Origin of the sequence: Halarchaeum sp. P4, from assembly GCF_051195175.1 — an archaeon.
In the GTDB taxonomy this organism is placed as follows: domain Archaea; phylum Halobacteriota; class Halobacteria; order Halobacteriales; family Halobacteriaceae; genus Halarchaeum.
In genome coordinates this window covers 215,497-230,714 of sequence record NZ_JBNTKC010000001.1, presented here as the reverse complement: position 1 = coordinate 230,714, position 15,218 = coordinate 215,497, and the positions used below count along the sequence as shown (strand labels likewise).

15 protein-coding genes are annotated in these 15,218 nt (G+C 70.2%); 7 read left to right on the top strand and 8 right to left on the bottom strand.

The window, feature by feature from the left end:
- Positions 1–60 precede the first annotated feature (60 nt).
- On the top strand, positions 61–195 hold the full coding sequence (locus ACQUS8_RS01265) for a DUF7128 family protein (RefSeq protein WP_435095747.1): 135 nt from the start codon (positions 61–63) through the stop codon (positions 193–195).
- A gap of 5 nt (positions 196–200) precedes the next feature.
- Here ACQUS8_RS01265 and ACQUS8_RS01260 read toward each other — a convergent pair whose 3' ends face one another.
- Positions 201–632, bottom strand: a complete 432-nt coding sequence (locus ACQUS8_RS01260) for a DUF5796 family protein (protein ID WP_435095744.1) — start codon at positions 630–632, stop codon at positions 201–203.
- Positions 633–746: 114 nt separating this feature from the next.
- On the opposite strand from ACQUS8_RS01260, the gene ACQUS8_RS01255 reads away from it, so the two are divergent.
- Positions 747–1,595, top strand: a complete 849-nt coding sequence (locus ACQUS8_RS01255; RefSeq protein ID WP_435095741.1) for a shikimate kinase — start codon at positions 747–749, stop codon at positions 1,593–1,595.
- A complete protein-coding gene (locus ACQUS8_RS01250; RefSeq protein WP_435095738.1) occupies positions 1,592–1,867 on the top strand; it encodes a chorismate mutase in 276 nt (91 codons plus the stop codon). The genes ACQUS8_RS01255 and ACQUS8_RS01250 overlap by 4 nt, the downstream gene beginning before the upstream one ends.
- A gap of 3 nt (positions 1,868–1,870) precedes the next feature.
- Here the strand turns inward: ACQUS8_RS01250 and ACQUS8_RS01245 are convergent, their stop codons facing one another.
- The 6 genes from ACQUS8_RS01245 to ACQUS8_RS01220 all read right to left on the bottom strand — a co-directional run bounded on the left by ACQUS8_RS01245 (position 1,871) and on the right by ACQUS8_RS01220 (position 9,553).
- Positions 1,871–4,402 (bottom strand): DUF2309 domain-containing protein, encoded by a 2,532-nt coding sequence (locus ACQUS8_RS01245; protein ID WP_435095735.1) that lies wholly within the window; start codon positions 4,400–4,402, stop codon positions 1,871–1,873.
- Positions 4,392–5,885, bottom strand: coding sequence for a proton-conducting transporter transmembrane domain-containing protein (locus ACQUS8_RS01240; protein WP_435095732.1), 1,494 nt, complete (start codon positions 5,883–5,885; stop codon positions 4,392–4,394). The genes ACQUS8_RS01245 and ACQUS8_RS01240 overlap by 11 nt, the downstream gene beginning before the upstream one ends.
- Positions 5,886–6,040: 155 nt before the next feature.
- Positions 6,041–6,511: an Lrp/AsnC family transcriptional regulator gene (locus tag ACQUS8_RS01235; protein ID WP_435095729.1), complete on the bottom strand. Its 471-nt coding sequence runs from the start codon at positions 6,509–6,511 to the stop codon at positions 6,041–6,043.
- A gap of 93 nt (positions 6,512–6,604) precedes the next feature.
- Positions 6,605–7,369: a 5'/3'-nucleotidase SurE gene (gene surE, locus ACQUS8_RS01230; RefSeq protein ID WP_435095726.1), complete on the bottom strand. Its 765-nt coding sequence runs from the start codon at positions 7,367–7,369 to the stop codon at positions 6,605–6,607.
- Positions 7,370–7,431: 62 nt separating this feature from the next.
- Positions 7,432–8,823: a small ribosomal subunit Rsm22 family protein gene (locus tag ACQUS8_RS01225; protein ID WP_435095723.1), complete on the bottom strand. Its 1,392-nt coding sequence runs from the start codon at positions 8,821–8,823 to the stop codon at positions 7,432–7,434.
- Entirely contained in the window at positions 8,810–9,553 is a 744-nt protein-coding gene (locus ACQUS8_RS01220) for a prephenate dehydrogenase dimerization domain-containing protein (RefSeq protein WP_435095720.1), read from the bottom strand. The genes ACQUS8_RS01225 and ACQUS8_RS01220 overlap by 14 nt, the downstream gene beginning before the upstream one ends.
- A gap of 95 nt (positions 9,554–9,648) precedes the next feature.
- Here ACQUS8_RS01220 and ACQUS8_RS01215 point away from each other — a divergent pair, with 95 nt between their 5' ends.
- Together ACQUS8_RS01215 and ACQUS8_RS01210 are read left to right on the top strand one after the other, a co-directional pair.
- Complete coding sequence (locus tag ACQUS8_RS01215) at positions 9,649–10,218, top strand: HalX domain-containing protein (protein WP_435095717.1); 570 nt, start codon at positions 9,649–9,651, stop codon at positions 10,216–10,218.
- Positions 10,219–10,270: 52 nt separating this feature from the next.
- Positions 10,271–11,224 carry a PAS domain-containing protein gene (locus ACQUS8_RS01210; RefSeq protein ID WP_435095714.1) on the top strand — a complete coding sequence of 318 codons (954 nt, stop codon included), beginning with the start codon at positions 10,271–10,273 and terminating at the stop codon, positions 11,222–11,224.
- Here ACQUS8_RS01210 and ACQUS8_RS01205 read toward each other — a convergent pair.
- Positions 11,197–12,375, bottom strand: coding sequence for a M24 family metallopeptidase (locus ACQUS8_RS01205; RefSeq protein WP_435095711.1), 1,179 nt, complete (start codon positions 12,373–12,375; stop codon positions 11,197–11,199). The two genes, ACQUS8_RS01210 and ACQUS8_RS01205, sit on opposite strands and share 28 nt — an antisense overlap.
- Before the next feature lie 102 nt (positions 12,376–12,477).
- Between ACQUS8_RS01205 and aroA the strand changes: the two genes are divergently transcribed.
- Complete coding sequence (aroA, locus tag ACQUS8_RS01200) at positions 12,478–13,764, top strand: 3-phosphoshikimate 1-carboxyvinyltransferase (protein ID WP_435095708.1); 1,287 nt, start codon at positions 12,478–12,480, stop codon at positions 13,762–13,764.
- 252 nt (positions 13,765–14,016) lie between these two features.
- Positions 14,017–15,195: a chorismate synthase gene (gene aroC / locus ACQUS8_RS01195; RefSeq protein WP_435095705.1), complete on the top strand. Its 1,179-nt coding sequence runs from the start codon at positions 14,017–14,019 to the stop codon at positions 15,193–15,195.
- Positions 15,196–15,218: the final 23 nt, after the last annotated feature.

Here is a 15,218-nt window from a genome sequence, read left to right as displayed (position 1 = left end):
GTAAATGGTTGCGGTGCGGCGGGGAAAACGCCTAACACGGCGGCCCCCGAGGGTTGGCGTATGGTCGAGGAAACCCAGCGGGACGAGATGACCTGGTACCGCTGTGAGAAGTGTGGACTGATGTTCGACGCGAAGGACGACGCCGAGGCCCACGAGGACACCTGCGACGCCGAAGAGCCCTCCTACCTGCAGTAGCGACGCTACTCCTCGGGAGCGAACAGCTCGAAACTGTACTCGCTCATCTCGTCCTCCTCGAAGACGAAGACGCGCCCGCGCGCCACCTCCGGGTCCGCCGTGATTTCGGCGGCGTGGCCGTCCATCTCCACCGTCACGCCCGGGAAGATTTCCTCTTCCTCGCCGGGATCGAGCATCACGCGCCCGACGCCCGTCCCTTCGAGGATGTCGTCGTGGGTGTTCCGGTCGTTCACGTAGAGCATCACGCCCTCCGTCTCCGTCGGGTCGCAGACGAGCACCTGCACGTGCATCCCGGGGTTCGTCCGCAGGGTGCCGTGGTGGCGCTCCGGGACGCCGTGGTAGAAGGTCCGGCGACCGTCCGCGTACTCGACGACGACGCCGTCCTCGGTCAACTCGACGGGAATCGTCTCGGGCGCGACGTCGTTCCGATAGCTCATACCGGGAGGTACGGCCTCACGCGCAAAAGCGCCGCGTTCCCGGCGCGCTCCCGGCGCGCCACCGAGGGTTGTCGAGACCGCCAACGGTAAGTGCCACGTCGGCTACTCACACGCATGGACGGCAGCGCCGAGGCCCCCGCGGCCGGCACCGTGTTGAACGCGCTCGCGACCGGCCGCGGCGCCGCGTTCGCCATCGACCGATACGTCCGCGCGGACGTCGAACTCGGCGGGAGCGAGGTGTCGGCGACCGTCGTCGGCGAACCTGATGCGGACACCCGCCTCGTCGAGCGCTGCGTCGAACTCGTCTGTGAGGAGTACGGCGACGGCGAGGGCGGACACGTCGAGACCGACTCGGAAATCTCGATGGCGGCCGGCCTCAAGTCCTCGAGCGCCGCCGCGAACGCCACCGTGCTCGCGACGCTCGACGCGCTCGGGCAGGTCGAGGCCGTCTCGCGCGAGGAGGCCGCCCTGCTGGGCGTGCAGGCCGCCCGCGACGTCGGCGTCACCGTCACCGGCGCGTACGACGACGCGAGCGCGAGCATGCTCGGCGGCCTCACCGTCACCGACAACGACCGGGACGTCCTCCTCGCTCGGGACGACCCCGCGTGGGACGTCCTCGTCTGGACGCCTGATCGGCAGGCGTTCAGCGCGGACGCCGACGCAGCGCGCTGTGCGCACATCGCACCGCTCGCCGAACACGTCGAAGAACTGGCGCTCGCGGGCCGCTACGGCCTCGCGATGACAATCAACGGCTTCGCCTACTGCGGGGCGCTCGGGTTCTCGAGCGACCCGCTCGTCGAAGCCATGCCCGCCGTCGACGGCGTCTCGCTCTCCGGGACCGGCCCGAGCTACGTCGCCGTCGGCGACCGGGCGACCCTCGAAGACCTACAGGAATCATGGGAGACGAGACCGGGAACGACGTTCCTCACGACGACACAGCACGACGGCGCACGGACGAGATGAGCCTCGACGAGCTCCGCGAGCAGATCGAGGCGATCGACCAGGACATCGTCGAACTCATCGCGCGACGCACCTACGTCGCGGACGCCGTCGCCGACGTCAAAGAACAGCAGGACCTCGCCACCACGGACGAGGAGCAGGAGCAGGCCGTCATGGCGCGTGCCGGCCGGAACGCCGAGAAGTTCGACCTCGACTCGAACCTCGTGAAAGCGGTGTTCCGCCTGCTCATCGAGCTGAACAAGATCCAACAGCGCAGCGAGCGCGAAGAGCAGTAGTTCTCAGTCGTCGGTCGCGACGGCGCGCACCTCGCGCTCGCGCGCCGGCTCGTGCTCGTCGGCGCGCTCGGACGCCCGTTCGTCCACACGTAGCGTCGCGTGTTCGGCCGTCTCGTCTCCGACGGCGAATTCGCCGTCGTACTCGTAGGCGTCGTGGCCGCGCGTCGGGTCGACGACGGTGAGCGAGAGCCAGCCGTTCTCGCAGAGCGTCGCGACGTGGTCGTTCGCCGCGAGGACGTCTTCGACGCGCTCGACGGGCGCGTGGACGACGACGGAGAGGCGGAGCGGGCGGTGGTGGAGGGCGTCGTCGGCGGCCATGAGCGACTGGAGCGGGAGGCCGGTCATGAGGTCGCCACCGTTGCCCTGGTAGACGCCGACGTTCCCGACCGGGTTGTGCGTGACCTTCGAGCCGCTGCCGTAGGCGGCGTTGTCGACGGTCGAGCAGTAGTACTGGTTGTTGATCCACTGGGTGACGACGACGGGGCCGGCGAAAATCGCGTCGAGTGCGTCGGCCTCGTCGTCCTGCTGCCAGTCGTAGGAGTGGAGGAACGCGCGGCCGTCGAGGTTCACGTCGTCGGTGAGCTCGCGCGGTCCGATAACGAACGAGGCGTTGCCGGCGAGCCCCCACTCGGGGCGGGTCTCGGCCCAGTCGGCGGCGCGGCGCTCGGTCTCGCGGACGCCGCGCTCGGGGTCGGCGCCCATCGATTCGGCGCGCTCGGCGGCCGCGCCGGCGCGCGCGTCCTCGAGGTCGGCGCGGAGCCGTTCGACGTCGGCTGCGTGGCTCTCGGGGATGTCGCCGTCGTAGAGTGTCACCTCGTCGGTCGTCGTGTTGTGCTCGGCGGCGAGGAAGACAGTGTCCTCGGGGATATCGTGTCCGCGCTCGCGGAGCGCCGCGACGACGTCGTCGTCGTTGCAGATGGCGGCGAGCACGCGCGCGTTCGGGCCGCCGGGCTGGCCGGCACAGGCGCCACAGTCGAGGCTGGCGTCGAACGGGTTGTTCGTCGTCTCACTGGCGTGGCCGGTGAAGACGACGAGGCGGGCGAACTCCTCCCAGCCCATCGTCTCGAAGGCGGCCGCGGCGTACTCGACCTTCTCCTCGTGCGACATGCCGACCGGGAGGTCGCGGACGCCGGCGCGCTCGCCGTCGTGGTCGACGGTCGGCGTGCAGAACTCGTAGGCGTTCGGGAAGCGGTCCTCGACGGCGTCGCGGAGGTCGTGGACGCGCTCGGGGAGGAGCGTCCGGGCGGCGAGCGCCGCGCCGTAGGCGGCCCCCGCGCTCTCGACGAAGCTGAACGCCGTCGCGGCGTTCGACTTCACGGCCTTCAGCACTTTCTCGCCGGCCGTGACGCGGCCAGTCCAGCGGTCGTAGGCCTCGTGGTCATGCTCGTGAGAGCCGTCGGGTTGGTCGCGGACGTAGTGTTCGGCCTCAACGATGGGCGGGCAGGCGTCGGCGCTCGCGTCGCCGTCGTAGCCCTCGTACTGCATCGGGACGCCGAAGAACCCGGCGTAGCCGTGGGTCTCGTAGTCGCCCGCGGCCTCGAGGTGGCGGCGGAACACCTCCGAGCGCGTGTCGATACAGAAGACGAGCTGCGCGTCGGGGCGGCCGTCCGCGGCGTCCGCGTCGGCGGTCCGGGACCGTGCGCGCGCCGCGCTCGCGTCCGCGACGGCGTCGACGACTTCGCTCCGGTAGGAGGATTCCCACGCGCGGAGCCACACCTCTTCGAGCGGCACGTCGTCCATGCTCGCCGCTCCGTCCGCGACGGCGGCGTCGTGCTCGGCGTCGGCGAGCGGGTCGAGCGGCGCGTCGAAGCGCTCGACGAGGAGGAGGCGGGCGGCAAGGTAGCCGACGAGCGTGATCGGGTAGGCGTCCTGCCACTCGTCGCCGCGCTCCGCGCGGTACTTGACGAGGCCGGTCCAGCCCGGGAGGGCGTTCAACTGGGCCTCGAAGACGGCCGTCCAGCGCTCGCGGGAGTGGCCGTTGAGGACGGCTGCGACGGCAGCGGCGGGGTCGTCGGGCGCGTCGGCGAGCGAGGCGGCGTCCGGAATCCGGTCGTCGTGGCGGGCCGTGGCGCGGAAGGCGTCGTAGAAGCCGGCCTCGCGGTTCGGCATCGGCCACGACGCCTCGCCCTCGTCGAGGAAGGCGGCGAGCCACGAGGAGAGCGCACGGTCGACGCGCGCCGTCGCCCCGTCGCGGGCGGCGCGCACGCCGTCGTCCCCGTCCGTCTCGCGGTCGGCGAGCCGCGCGAGGAGTGTCTCCGGGTCGGCGTCGTAGCCGTGCTCGGCGAGTTCGGCCCGGAGGACGTCCGGGTCGATTTCACCGCGCTGCCACGCGTCGCGGAAGGTCTCCGCGTCGGGGTAGGCGCGGCCGCCGCGGAGGGTTTCGGCCCGCTCGACTGCCTCGTGGAACGGGCGGTCCTCGTAGCCCGAAAGCGGGTTCGCGGTCACGAACGAGTGCAGCGGCCAGTTCGTGCCGACCGTCTCGGCGGCCTGTTCGACGCAGTCGCGGACGACATCGGTGTCGTGCTCAGTACTCATTGTAGTCCTCCGTGTTCGTCAGGAGCGTGCGGGGATTCGGGCGGGCGAGGTTGCGGAGCGCGACGTAGAGGCGCGTGCTCCGGCGGTACGCGCCGGTCTCGATGGCGAGGTAGACGGCGGCGAACGCCGCGGCGACGGCGACGTGGACGGCGCTCAACTCGGTGGGCGCGGTCGCAATGGTCGAGCCGGCGAGGACGTGCTCGATGCCGGCGTAGACGAAGCCGTAGACGGTAATCGCGGGCAGAAAGACGAGCGCCACCGCGCCGTAGCGGACGGCCGGGGAAACGCCGGTGCGGCCGAGTGCTTGGCGCGCCGCGTGGAGCGTCGTCAGCACGACGAGGCCGGCGAGCAGGAGGCCGCTGTCGGCGTGGAGGCCCTCGCCGGTGATGAGCGCGAAGATCGCGCCGCCGGCGACGGCCGTGACGCCGGTGGCAAGCGCGCCGGTGGCGGTGAGTGACGGCGTCGCGTCGTGGCCGTGTCCGGGCGTCGTGCGCTCGATGCCGCTCCCGTTGGAGAGGAACATGTAGGCCTTGTAGAAGCCGTGGAGGATGAGGTGGGTGATGGCGGCGGCGAAGAAGCCGAGGCCGGCCTGCATGAGCATGTAGCTCATCTGGCCGGTGGTCGAGCAGCCGAGCCGACCCTTGACGTCCGTCTGGACGGTGCGCAGGAGTTTTCCGGCGAGCGCGCTCGCGGCCCCGACGGCGACGAGGAGGAGCATGAAGCGCGTGTCGGCGGTGACGACGGGCGCGAAGCGGAGGAGGAGGACGCCGCCGGCGTTGACGAAGCCGGCGTGCATGAGCGCGGATGCGGGGGTCGGCGCGGTCATCGAGGAGAGGAGCCAGCCGTGGAAGGGGACGAGCGCGGACTGCACCATCGCGGCGAGCAGGAGGCTGCCGGCGACGACCAGCCAGGCGGTCTCGGAGAGCGTGCCGGCGGCGCTGGCGACGTCGGCGAACGTTGTCGCACCGGTCGTCGCCCAGAGCGTCGCGGCAGCGACGCCGACGAGCGCGCTGCTGGCGAGGAAGTAGCGGCGTGCGAGCGTCGCGGCGGCCTGCGCCTGAGGCCAGTCGCGGGCGTAGCCGATGAGGTCGGCCATGAGGAGGCCCATCGCGAGCCACGCGAGGACGAAGAGCGCGAGGTTCGCGGCGGCGACGAGCGCCATCACGACGAGCGTGAAGCCGAAGACCCGCGCGAAGAACGCCGTAACGCGCTCGCTACCGGCCATGTAGCGCCGCGAGTAGCTGTGGACGATGCCGCTGAAGAAGGTGACGGCGACCCACATCACGGCACTCAGGCCGTCGACGGCGGCGACGCCCGGGACGGACCACGTCGCGCCCGTGGCGACGTGGGCGGCGAGGACGCCGACGCTCGCGACCCAGAGCACCCACACGAGTCGGGTGAGTCGCTCGGGCGTTCGCGACGGCGCGTCCGACGCGGTGTCCGAGAGCGCTCCGACCGTGCGTGTGTGGGGTGTGTCCGGCATGGGTCTGTTCGTGTCGTGGCCGAGGACTGGCGTCCCCGGTCGCACCTACCCCACTATACGAACAGATTGGTCAATAAAGGCTTGGATTGGTACCAATTCGTTCGTTCAGTCGTATTATCTTTCGTGAAGGATTCGTCGCGGGCCGCGCCGGACACTCACTCCTCGGCGTTCTCGAACTGGCCGAACGGCGTCGTCACGTGGCTCTTGACGAGCACCTCGTCGGAGACGGTGATGCCCATGTCGAGGAGCTCCTCCGCGATGGGCGTGATGTCGCTGTCCGAGTGGCCGACGGCGGTCACGAGGAGGTTCTCCTCGCCCGTGATGAGTTCCTGCACCGAGACGACGCCGTCGATGGCCAGCACCTCGGGAATGAGATCGCTGCGCTCGTGGATGGACGCCGTGCAGAAGAGGAGCATCCGGATCGGGTAGCCCGAGCGCTCGTAGTCGATTTCGGCGCTGTACCCCTTGATGACGCCCGCCTCCTCGAGGCGCTGGATTCGCTTCCGGACCGTGCTTCCCGAGGTGCCGGTCCGCTCCGCGATGTCGCTCGAGGAGAGGTTCCGCGCGTCCTCCTGCAGGGCGTACAGGATGGCCTGGTCGACGGCGTCGATGTCTTCGGCGGACATACCGAACTGTTGTCCCGTGGCCGACAAAGGGACTTCGCCTCCGCGCACCCGCGCTAGCGATGCACGACCGGCGCGGGCGCTCGACGGCGCCGCTCAGTAGGACTCCGCGAGCGCGTCCAGCACCTCGTGGTGCTCCGTGGTGTGCGGCGCGGTGAGTGGCGAGACGCTCGTCCGGCCCTCGACGACGGCGCGCAGGTCGCTGTCGTCGGGTTCGCCCGCGACGATGCCCTCGTCCATCCGCCGCCACATCTGGTCGACGAGCCGGAGGTGCGCGCCGTCGCGCTCCACCGTCATGTCGTAGTCGTGGGTCGGCGTCGTCACCGCCAGCTCGCCGGTCTCGGTGCCGGGGCGCGGCGCGTTCACGTTCAGGTAGTCCGCGCGCTCGAAGACGGTCGACCCGACCGCCTCCTCGACGAGATAGCGCGTGGCCGCCGCGGCCTCCGCGTAGTCCTCCTTCGGTGTCGCGCCCGCCTCGAAGTCCTCGCTCGTCAGCGCGAGCGAGACGGCGATGGCGGGCACGTCGAAGAACGCCGCCTCGACGGCCGCGCTCACCGTCCCCGAGCGCCCGAGGACGTACATCCCGAGGTTTCCCCCGCGGTTGCAACCGGAGACCACGAGGTCGGGGTCGGGTACGAGCGATTCGAGCGCCGCCACCACGCAGTCCGAGGGCGTGCCGTGGACCGCGTAGCCGAGCGAGTGCTCGTCGACGGTGACCTCACGGGAGAGCGCGCGGCCCGTCGCGCTCATGTCCGAGGCGGGCGCGACCGCCGTGACGTCCGCGACGGCGGAGAGTTCCTCGTAGAGCGCCTCCAAGCCCGGGCTCTCGATGCCGTCGTCGTTCGTGAGAACGATGTCCATGCGTTCGCTCGCGCGCCGGCGGGCAAAACGGTTCCCGTCTCGGCCCGCTTCGACCGCTTCCCTCAGACGAGACGGTCGACGACGGTGTCCTCGTCCACGACGAAGTTGTACGCGCCCTCGTCAGCGTTCCAGAGGCAAAGGACGGACTCGAACTCCAGCAGGTCGCCGTAGTCGGCGCGCAGGAGGTCGCGGTTCAATGCCGTGCGGTTCACGAGCACCGCGTAGCAGTCGACGGCCTCGCTCCCGTCGCTCACCTTGTAGAGCGGGTTTCCGCCCTCCGAGAGGTCGTTCGAGAGTTTCGCGGCGACGAGGTCCACGCGGTTCGAGACGTACTCCTCGGCGTTGGCGAGCTTCGCGTAGCGCGAAATCGGGAGCGAGACGTCGTGACGGCGTTTCTCGTCCGTCCGCAGGAAGCTATAGCTATACTTCACCGTCTCGTTCAGGAACTCCGAGGGACGCTCGGCGGCCTCCGCGAGGCGTCGCTGGAAGGGTGGGGCCTCGACGTCGGGTTTCTCGACGAACGACCACCCGCGGTCGCTCGGCCGCTCCCCCTCCCAGAGGCGGACGGTCGGCGCGTAGACGGTGACGCCGTGGTCCTCCAGTTCGCGCTCGACCTCCCGGAGCTGAATGCTCGTGTTCCGGTCGGCGGGCGCGACGAGGACGAGCGTCCCGTCGTCCGCGAGACAGTCGAGGTAGCGTTCGGCGACCGCAACGGGGTCATCGAGTTCGCTGAGGACGCTGAACGCCGTCACGAGGTCGAACTCGCCCGCGGGCTCGAACGCCTCCGCCGTGTGGGGATGGAGCGTCCCGTGGACGTTTCTGGGTGCCTCGTCGAAGAAGTCCGTGAGGACGTCCGCGGCGGCGCTCGGCTCCACAGCGTGGTAGTCGAGCAGGCCGTCCTCCGGGACGGCGTCTGCGAGCCCGAGGAAGGGGCCGCCGACGCCCGCACCGATGTCGAGGACGCGCGCGTTCCGCGGGAGGAGGCCGTCGCGTGCGAGGTCCGCGGCGACGTACCGGCCGACCGCGTAGTAGTCCGGGAGGTGGTAAATCGCGTAGCCGAGCGCCGCCGTCTCGTCGTACGTGACGTCGTTCTCGTGGTAGTAGTCCTCCTTCAGACGGCGGATGGCCTTGCGGAGCGCGTCACCGCTCTCCCCGCGGTGCCAGTCCGGCCCGTAGGTGTCCACGAGGTGGTCCTCGAGGACGCGCGCGTGCTCGGCCGGGAACGCCGTAATCGCCGTGTCGGGCACCGCCGCGGGACCCTCCTCGACGGGGACGAACGTGCCGTCCTCGCGCTCGACGAGGCCGAGGTCGACCGCCTCCTCGCGGAGCGCTTGCCGGACGACCGCCGGGTGGCGCGGGCGCGAGAGGTACTCACAGATCTCCTCCGGGTCGATGGGGCGGACACCCCGGAGGTACTTCGCGTTCGCTCGGAGTTCGTCTCTATTTACGGACATCACTGAAGAGGGCGTCGTAGTCGTCGGGGTCGGTGTCGGCGAGGCGCTCGGCGGCGGCGGCGACGTCGGCCGCACCGTCGAACGTCGCCTGAATGTCCGCGTAGACGCGCGGCGTCCCGTCGAGGACGCGCTCGGCGAGCGCGGACAGCTGCTCGTAGACCGGGGTCGCGAGTTCGTCGGGCACCTCGGAGTCCGCGGCGTCCGCCGCGAGCGCGAACGCGAGGATGGCGGCGTGCGTGCGCCCCTGCACGGTGCGCATCGCGTCGTCGTGCTCCTCGGGCGCGACGTCCACGAGGTCGTTGCCCGCCGCCTCGATGTCACGACGGATGCCGTCCGTCGCGGGCCCGCCCGCGCCCGTCGAGACCGCGACCGTGCCGGGTGCGGCGTCCGCCGCGAACAGCGGGTGGAAGCTCACGCGCTCCCGCGCGGGGGCGGCCCGCGCCATCGCGTCCAGCGGCGCGCGCATCGACCCCGTGACGTCCACGACGGCCTGCTGGGCCTTCTCGGCGTGCTCCGCGACGGCCTCGGTGGCGACGCGCATTGGCACGGCGAGACAGACGACGCCGAACGACTCCGACGAATCGAGCGGGACGGCGCGCCCGCGACGGCCGAGCGCGTCCGCCGCGGCCTCGGCTCGCGCGGGGTCGGCGTCCGCGAACGCGACGTCGGACGTGACGGTGGCCGCGAACCAGCGCCCCATCTCGCCCGCCCCGACGACGAGTACCTCCATATCGGATTGCGGTAGCCCGCGCGCGGGCAAAAGACGTTCGCTCCCCTCACCACGTCTGGGGGATTTAAGCGTCGTGACGCCAAAGCATTCCCTGAATGACCGACCGGCCGACCGTCCTCGTCGTCGAGGACGACCATGACCTCGCAGACCTCTACGCCGCGTGGCTCCAAGGCGACCACGAGGTCCGTATCGCCAACACGGCGAGCGAGGCCATCGAGCGCTTCGACGAGGACGTCGACGTCGTCCTACTCGACCGCCGCCTCCCGGAGTCCTCCGGCGACGAGGTGCTCACCACGATTCGCGAGACCGGCAGCGACGCACAGGTCGCGATGGTGAGCGCCGTCGACCCCGACTTCGACATCATCGAGATGGGGTTCGACGCCTACCTCGTCAAGCCGGTCACCCGCGAGGAGTTGATCGACCTCGTCAGTCGCCTGCTCGCACGGCGCCTCTACACCGTCGAAGTCCGCGAGTACTTCGCGCTCGCCTCGAAGCGCGCGGCACTCGAAGCGCGCAAGGACCCGGAGGCGCTCGCGGAGAACGAGGAGTACCAGCGCCTCCTCGCGGACCTCGACGCGCTGGAGGCGACGCTCGACGACGAGCTCGGCGCGCTCAGCGACGAGGACGTCGTCGCCGTCTTCAAGTCGTTGAGCGAGGAGGACTGAGTCTCGCGTCTGCCGACGCGTTTTTCAGCATTGACGAGTAACTTCTCACAGAATGGAGGACGGCGTTCGCGTACTCTACGTCGGTGGGGGGTCCGACGACGAACGCGCGAGTGACCTCGCCGACTTCGACGACGTCGCCGAAGTCGAGACCGTCGAAGACGGGTCGGCGGTGGTCGACGTCCTCTCCGAGCGCGAAGTCGACTGTATCGTCTGCGAGGACGGTCGCGACGGCATCGGCGCCGTCGGCGTCCTTCGCCTCGTCCGCGACACACACCCCGCGATTCCCGTCGTCCTCTACGTCTCGAACGGCTCCGAGGAACTCGCCGCGAACGCCATCTCCGCGGACGTCACCGACTACATCCGGGCGGACGACCGCGACAGTCTCACGGAGCTCGCCGACACGCTCGTCTCCGCCTCGCGGCGCTATCGGGCCGAGCAGGACGTCGCGCTCCTCAACGACCTCGCGCGGAACGTCTACGAGCGCATCACGGACGCCTTCTTCGCGCTCGACCGGGACTGGTGTTTCACCTACATCAACGAGGAGGCCGAGAGCCTCCTCGAGGTCAGCGCCGACCGCGTCATCGGCGAGAACGTCTGGGAGGTCTTCCCGGAGGCCGTCGGGTCGACGTTCTACACGGAGTTCCACCGCGCCATCGCGACGCAGAACCCCGTGACGTTCGACGAGACCTTCGACCCGCTGGACAAACACTTCGAGGTGCGGGCCTACCCCTCCGAGGACGGCCTCTCGATTCACTTCCAGCAGACCGTCGCCGGCGAGACGACGCGCGGCGCCCACCTCATGGAGTTGACGAACGTGCTCGCCTACGACCTCGAAGACTCCATCGAGAACGCGCGCGCCGCGCTCAATGCGACGCGCGCCTCCCATCCGGAGGTCGAGGGCCTGGAGGACGTCGAAGCCGCCCTCAACCGGATGGACGACCTCGTCACCCACTCCATCACGCTCGCAAGAGAGGAGGACTACTCGACGACGAACTCCACCCGGTAGTCGGTGAGGTCCTCGTAGCCGTCCTCGGTGACGACGGCGATGTCCTCGATGCGAACACCACCGACGTCGGGGTCGTAGAGGCCGGGTTCGATGGTGACGACGTGGCCGGGTTCGAGCTCCGTCTCCGAGCTGTCGCTCACCCCCGGCCCCTCGTGGACTTCGAGGCCGACGCCGTGGCCCGTCGAGTGAATGAACCCCGTCTCGGTGCTCGGGTCCGAGCGGAGCGTCGGATAGCCCGCGTCCTCGTAGACCTCGCAGGCCGCGGCGTGGACCTCGCGGCCCGTCGCACCCGGTTCGAGCGCGTCGAAGGCCGCCTCGAAGGCCGCCTCGGTGACGTCGTAGAACTCGCGGGCCTCGTCGCTCGGCGTGCCCTTCACGAACGTCCGGGTCATGTCCGCGTGGTAGTGCGACTCCTTGTCGCGTGGGAAGATGTCGACGACGATGGGCTCGTCCGCGTGCAGCGGTCCCGAGCCCCGGTTGTGCGGTTCCGCCGCGTCCGCCCCGCAGGCGACGATGGTCTCGTCGAGCGCACAGCCGTGCCGAAGCAGCGTCACCTCGATCTCCTCCTTCACGCGCTCGGACGTGAGCGGGGCGCCCTCGTAGTGGAGGACGCCGTCCTCGACGGTGGCCTCGCGGAGGAGGTCCTCGGCGGCGCGCATCGACGCCTCGTTCGCCTGCTGCGCTTCGCGGACGTGCTCGACTTCCGCGTCGGTCTTGACGGCGCGCGCGTCCCCGACGTGGTCGTCGCGGTCCGCCGTCACCGAAATGTCGTGCTCGCGGAGGCCGTCCGCGACGCCGAGCGGGAAGCGCTCGTTCGTCGCGACGTCGGTGGCGCCGAACTCGGCGAGGAATTCGGCGAGGACGCGGATGCGTGCCTCCTCGCGGCCGTACTCGGCGGCCTTCTCGCGCAGGTCGTAGTCGGCGTGGCGTTTCACGGCGTCCGCGCGCGCCTCGTTCTTCGCGCGGCCGTACTCCAACCCGGAGACGAGGAGCGCCGTCTCTTCGGGCGTGTAGAGAGTGACGAACGGGTCGGGCGCGTCGAAGCCTGAGAGGTAGTACTGGTCGGCGAGGTCCGAGCCCGCGTGGAGCAGATAGCCGTCGTGGCCCGCGTCATCGAGAAACGAATCGAGCGCCGAGAGGTCCGGGTCCATAGTCGGTGGTGTGCCCGCGCACCCGAAAAGCGTTGTCGCACGGCGGCGGGGGTCTTGCCCACCCCGGAACGCTTACGGACGGCACCTCCGTCGTCACCGAGTATGAAGGTCACAGTCCCCCAGTCCCGCGTCCACGGGGACGCTCACGCACCGCCGTCGAAGAGCTACACGCACCGCGCCATCCTCGCCGCCGGCTACTCCGACGGTGCGCTCGTCCACCACGCCCTCGGCTCCGCGGACACCCGCGAGACGATGGGCGCCGTGGAGGCGTTCGGTGGCTCGGCCGCCGAAGTACAGGACGTCCTCGAAATTGAGGGGTTCGCGGGTCGGCCCGAGGTACCTCCGGACGTCGTGGACTGCGGGAACTCCGGGACGACGATGCGTCTCACGACGGCCGCAGCTGCGCTCGCGGACGGTATCACCGTTCTCACGGGCGACGAGTCGCTGCGCTCGCGCCCACAGGGCCCGCTTCTGGACGCCGTCGACCAGCTCGGCGGGTCGGCGCGTTCGACGCGCGGGAACGGACAGGCACCGCTCGTCGTCGAGGGCCCCATCGAGGGCGGCACGGTGACGATTCCGGGCGATGTCTCCTCGCAGTTCGTCTCCGCGCTCCTGATGGCGGGCGCGGTGACCGAGGAGGGCGTCGACGTCGAGCTCTCGACGGAGCTGAAGTCCGCACCGTACGTCGACATCACCCTCGAAGTGATGGACGACTTCGGCGTCGCCGCCGAGCGGACCGAGTCGGGCTACCGCGTCGAGGGTGGGCAGTCCTACGAGCCCGAGGGTGGCGAGTACACCGTCCCGGGCGACTTCTCCTCGGCGTCCTACCTGCTTGCTGCGGGCGCGCTCGCGGGCGACCCCGAGGTCGAGGTCCACGAAGTCTTCCCGAGCGCGCAGGGCGACAGCGCCATCCTCGGGATTCTCGAGGACATGGGCGCGGACCTCGAGTGGGACCGGGAGAACGGCCGTGCGGTCGTGCGGCGCTCCGAGTTGACGGGGACGACGGTGGACGTCGGGGACACACCCGACCTCCTCCCGACGATCGCGGCGCTCGGCGCGGCCGCGGACGGGACGACGGAAATCGTGAACGCCGAGCACGTCCGCTACAAGGAGACGGACCGCGTGAGCGCGATGGCGGCGGAGCTCTCGAAGATGGGTGCCGAAGTCGAGGAGCAGCGCGACGCGCTCGTCGTCCACGGCGGCGAGAGCGACCTCCACGGTGCCGACGTCGAGGGGCTCGGCGACCACCGCATCGTGATGGCGCTCGCAGTCGCGGCGCTCGTCGCGGAGGGCGAGACGACCATCAGCGGCGCGGAGGACGTCGACGTCTCCTTCCCCGGGTTCTTCGACGTGCTCTACGAACTCGGTGTGAACGTCGGGCGCGAATAGACGCGGCAACCGAGCACTGCGAGGGCGCCGCGAAACCGCCCGAGAAACGACGGGAGACGCGTCTGGTGGGGGCGAACACGCCGGCGGCGAGCGTCGGGCGGGCTGCCGGCGAGTTTCGCTCGCCCGCCCCGAGGAAGTCGTCAGCGCATGCGACGCACTCGTCGCGTCCTCGGGTATGAACCGCCGGCAATCGGGGTCCGATTTTGCGCGTTTTGCAAGGCCTTTAACCTCGGGCGGCCGAAGCCGGTAGTAATGAACGGGAATCGCTTCGGGCGACTCTTTCAGGTGACGACGTACGGCGAGAGCCACGGCAAGGGGATGGGCGTGACCGTCTCCGGCGTGCCCGCCGGCCTCGAACTCGACGAGGACGACATCCAGTACGAACTCGACCGGCGCAAGCCCGGCCAGTCGATGATCACGACTTCGCGCGGCGAGCCGGACGAAGTGACCATCCAGTCCGGGATTCAGGACGGCTACACGACGGGGACGCCCATCGGGATGACCATCCAGAACAAGGACGCACGCTCCGGGAAGTACGAGCCGTTCATCACGGCACCCCGTCCCTCGCACGGCGACTTCACGTACTCCGCGAAGTTCGGGACGCGCAACTGGGGCGGCGGCGGGCGCTCGTCGGCGCGCGAGACGGTGAACTGGGTGGCGGCAGGCGCCATCGCGAAGAAGATTCTGCGCGAGCACGGCGTCCGCGTGAAGGCCCACGTGAACCAGATCGACGACATCGAGGCGGACGACGTGTCGTGGGAGGAGATGCTCGAGAACACCGAGGAGAACGACGTCCGGTGTGCGGACCCGGACGCCGCCGAGGCGATGCAGGAGCGCATCGCGGAGTACCAGGAGGAGGGCGACTCCATCGGCGGCTCGATTTACTTCGAGATTCGGGGCGCGCCCCGGGGCCTCGGCGCACCGCGTTTCGACAGCGTGCCGGCGCGGCTCGGGCAGGCGCTGATGGCGGTGCCGGCCGCGACGGCGTTCGAGTTCGGTCTCGGCCGCGAAGCCCGCGAGTACGCGGGCAGCGAGCGCAACGAGGACTGGACGTTCGACGAGAACGGCGACCCCATTCCCGTCGGCAACGACCACGGCGGGATTCAGGGCGGCATCACGACCGGCCAGCCGATTTACGGCGAGCTGACGCTGCACGCGCCGACCTCGATCCCGCAGGAGCAGACGACGGTCGACTGGGAGACGGGCGAGGAGAAGTCGGCGCAGGTTATCGGCCGCCACGACCCCGTCCTGCCGCCGCGCGGCGTGCCGGTCGTCGAGGCGATGTGCCGGCTGACGATTCTGGACTTCATGCTCCTCGGCGGGCGCATCAACCCGGACCGGCTGGACGACCAGCCCGGCGAGTACGACACCGACTATCACCCGTCGAGCCCGGAGAACGACCCCGAGGACGCCGAGACGAAGGTCGAATAGGGAGTCGGCACGCCTTTCCCGGC

What these genes read in the sequence shown, in the direction of transcription:
- ACQUS8_RS01265 (WP_435095747.1), top strand. Translation starts at nt 61, where the DNA reads ATGGTCGAGGAAACCCAGCGGGACGAGATGACCTGGTACCGCTGTGAG.
- surE (WP_435095726.1), bottom strand. Translation starts at nt 7,369, where the DNA reads ATGGACATCGTTCTCACGAACGACGACGGCATCGAGAGCCCGGGCTTG.
- ACQUS8_RS01225 (WP_435095723.1), bottom strand. Translation starts at nt 8,823, where the DNA reads ATGTCCGTAAATAGAGACGAACTCCGAGCGAACGCGAAGTACCTCCGG.
- ACQUS8_RS01220 (WP_435095720.1), bottom strand. Translation starts at nt 9,553, where the DNA reads ATGGAGGTACTCGTCGTCGGGGCGGGCGAGATGGGGCGCTGGTTCGCG.
- ACQUS8_RS01205 (WP_435095711.1), bottom strand. Translation starts at nt 12,375, where the DNA reads ATGGACCCGGACCTCTCGGCGCTCGATTCGTTTCTCGATGACGCGGGC.
- ACQUS8_RS01260 (WP_435095744.1), bottom strand. Translation starts at nt 632, where the DNA reads ATGAGCTATCGGAACGACGTCGCGCCCGAGACGATTCCCGTCGAGTTG.
- ACQUS8_RS01245 (WP_435095735.1), bottom strand. Translation starts at nt 4,402, where the DNA reads ATGAGTACTGAGCACGACACCGATGTCGTCCGCGACTGCGTCGAACAG.
- ACQUS8_RS01215 (WP_435095717.1), top strand. Translation starts at nt 9,649, where the DNA reads ATGACCGACCGGCCGACCGTCCTCGTCGTCGAGGACGACCATGACCTC.
- ACQUS8_RS01210 (WP_435095714.1), top strand. Translation starts at nt 10,271, where the DNA reads ATGGAGGACGGCGTTCGCGTACTCTACGTCGGTGGGGGGTCCGACGAC.
- ACQUS8_RS01240 (WP_435095732.1), bottom strand. Translation starts at nt 5,885, where the DNA reads ATGCCGGACACACCCCACACACGCACGGTCGGAGCGCTCTCGGACACC.
- aroC (WP_435095705.1), top strand. Translation starts at nt 14,017, where the DNA reads ATGAACGGGAATCGCTTCGGGCGACTCTTTCAGGTGACGACGTACGGC.
- ACQUS8_RS01255 (WP_435095741.1), top strand. Translation starts at nt 747, where the DNA reads ATGGACGGCAGCGCCGAGGCCCCCGCGGCCGGCACCGTGTTGAACGCG.
- ACQUS8_RS01235 (WP_435095729.1), bottom strand. Translation starts at nt 6,511, where the DNA reads ATGTCCGCCGAAGACATCGACGCCGTCGACCAGGCCATCCTGTACGCC.
- aroA (WP_435095708.1), top strand. Translation starts at nt 12,478, where the DNA reads ATGAAGGTCACAGTCCCCCAGTCCCGCGTCCACGGGGACGCTCACGCA.
- ACQUS8_RS01250 (WP_435095738.1), top strand. Translation starts at nt 1,592, where the DNA reads ATGAGCCTCGACGAGCTCCGCGAGCAGATCGAGGCGATCGACCAGGAC.